The following is a 2,562-nucleotide window of genomic DNA, read 5'->3' as shown; positions in this document are numbered from 1 at the left end:
TTATGAAGCAACAGCTTCAAATCCTAATTTTTTTGAAAATTACAAGAACATTAAAAGTAATATTGAAAAGTTGATGGATGAATGGGCTATATTGGAAGAAAAAATTGAAAATTGTTCTTAAAAAATAAACATAGCAGTATTGAACAAATTCACTTTTCTGAAATTTCAGACAAAGAAATATTTTTATTTATTAAGCGTGAAGACGCATTGCATCCTTTTATTTCGGGAAACAAATATCGAAAATTAAAATACAATTTAGTTGAAGCTTTCAATCAAAAAAAACACACATTAGTAACATTTGGCGGTGCATTTTCAAACCATATTGCTGCAGTAGCAGCAGCAGGTTTTGAGTATGGTTTTAAAACTATTGGTGTGATTAGAGGTCACGAATTGGCTTATAATTTAGATGAAGTACTTCAAACAAATCCAACTTTAAAATTTGCTTCACAACATAATATGCAATTTCATTTTGTAACCAGAAGCGAATATAGAGAAAAAACTTCAGCAACATTTATTGAAAATCTACAACAAAAATTTGGAGATTTTTATTTAATTCCTGAAGGTGGTACCAACATTTTTGCTGTAAAAGGATGTGAAGAAATTTTAACTGAAAATGATGATCAATACGATATTATTTGTTCAGCTATTGGAACTGGAGGAACTATTTCGGGGATTATCAATTCAACAAAAAAAAATCAGGAAGTTATTGGTTTTCCTTCTTTAAAAGGAGATTTCTTAGAAAATGAAATTAAAAAATATATTTCCGAAGAAAAAAAATGGCATATAAATACCCAATATCATTTTGGAGGTTATGCAAAAATTTCGGAAGAATTAATTACTTTTATCAACAAATTTAAAAGTGAAACTGGGATTCCTTTAGATCCGGTTTATACAGGAAAAATGATGTTTGGTATTGTTGATTTAATTAAAAACGATTATTTTAAAAAAGGCAGAAAAATTCTGGCAATTCACACCGGTGGTTTGCAAGGAATTGATGGAATGAATAATGTATTAAAAAAGAAAAATTTACCTCAAATAGTATAAGTATGAAATTGAAATATATGTTAATTTGTTTAATATCAATAGGTTTAATGGCTAGTTGTAAATCTAAAAAGCAGCCTACTCATACTTATAAAAAACCGCCAGCCAAAATTGTTGAACAAAAGCATGAAGAAAAAGCTGAAGCAGTTGCTACAGTTGAAGAAGCAAAACCCGTTGAGATAAATTCTACAGAAGATTATATTTTACATTTTAAAGACATTTCTATGCGTGAAATGCGTAAATATAAAATTCCTGCAAGTATTACTTTGGCTCAGGGTATTATTGAATCTTCAAGTGGAAAAAGTGAATTGACTTTGCGTTCAAACAATCATTTTGGTATCAAGTGTCACGTAGGTTGGGAAGGTGATAAAACCTACCATGATGATGATGAAAAGGGAGAATGTTTTAGGGTGTATAAAGATCCAAATAGATCTTATGAAGATCATTCGTTGTTTTTAACATCACGCAGTCGTTATGCTGGTTTATTTGAATTAGATCCAGCAGATTATGTTGGTTGGGCAGAAGGATTAAGTGCAGCGGGTTACGCAACAGACAGAAGATATCCTGCTAAATTAATTGGGTTGATTGAGAAATATAATTTACACCAATTTGACAAGGAAGTACTAGGTAAATCTTATAAAAAAGTTGTATATAAAACAGAACCAGGTCATGAAGTAGTAAAAGGTGATACACTTTATTCTATTTCTAAGAAATATGGTTTATCTGTTGATGATTTAAAAAGAATAAATAAGTTAGATTCTAACAATATTAGTATTGGGCAAATCTTAGTAATAAAATAAAAGAAGCCGTCTCATAACCTGAGGCGGTTTTTTTATTAAATAATTTGTATAAAAATCGGTCATTTTGTATCTTTAGGTATTGATAATCAAAGATATGAATACAAATTTTCAATCCTACAATCAACAGCAAAATTGGCTTTTTCCACCTTCTATTGAAGAGCTTATTGCTGATGATCATCCTGTTCGAATAGTCAATGGAATAGTTGAGCAACTAGACTTAAGTTTACTGGTAGAAGAATATAGTAAAGAAGGAAAACCAAGTTACCATCCAAAAATGATGCTCAAGGTAATGGTTTATGCCTATATGGATAATACCTATTCTAGCCGTAAGATAGAAAAGGCGATGAGAGAGAACATCAACTTTATGTGGCTTGCAGCGCAACAAGTTGCAGACCATAATACTATTGCACGTTTTCGCAGTAAAAAACTGAAGACTATTTTTAAAGACATTTTTAAACAAGTTGTTTTACTTTTAGCCGAAGAAGGACTTGTCACCCTCAAAGAAGTATTTACAGATGGTACAAAAATAGAGTCTATAGCAGGGAGATATACCTTTGTTTGGGGTAATTCCATCAAGACGCGCAAAGAGAAAATGGCAGAACAATTGGAAGCGATGTGGGAATATGCACAAAGCATTGCAGATGAAGAAGATGATGATCCCACTCCACCTGACTTCAAAAAAATTGATAAAGAAAAGGTTGCGGAAACAGCCCGAAAAATA

At 31.1% G+C, this 2,562-nt stretch carries 3 protein-coding genes; all 3 read left to right on the top strand.

Annotated features, from left to right (window positions below; genetic code table 11):
• Positions 1-111: 111 nt before the first annotated feature.
• Positions 112-1,044 (top strand): 1-aminocyclopropane-1-carboxylate deaminase/D-cysteine desulfhydrase, encoded by a 933-nt coding sequence (locus EC396_RS12125; RefSeq protein ID WP_240665699.1) that lies wholly within the window; start codon positions 112-114, stop codon positions 1,042-1,044.
• A gap of 2 nt (positions 1,045-1,046) precedes the next feature.
• On the top strand, positions 1,047-1,841 hold the full coding sequence (locus tag EC396_RS12120; protein WP_129366935.1) for a glucosaminidase domain-containing protein: 795 nt from the start codon (positions 1,047-1,049) through the stop codon (positions 1,839-1,841).
• A gap of 94 nt (positions 1,842-1,935) precedes the next feature.
• Positions 1,936-2,562 (top strand): transposase (locus tag EC396_RS12115; RefSeq protein WP_164975271.1); only part of this gene is annotated, 627 nt, incomplete at its 3' end.

The organism is Lutibacter sp. HS1-25 (genome assembly GCF_004121075.1).
Taxonomy (GTDB): domain Bacteria; phylum Bacteroidota; class Bacteroidia; order Flavobacteriales; family Flavobacteriaceae; genus Lutibacter.
Note: the sequence above shows the minus strand (reverse complement) of the source record. Positions and strands in the feature narration are given on the sequence as shown.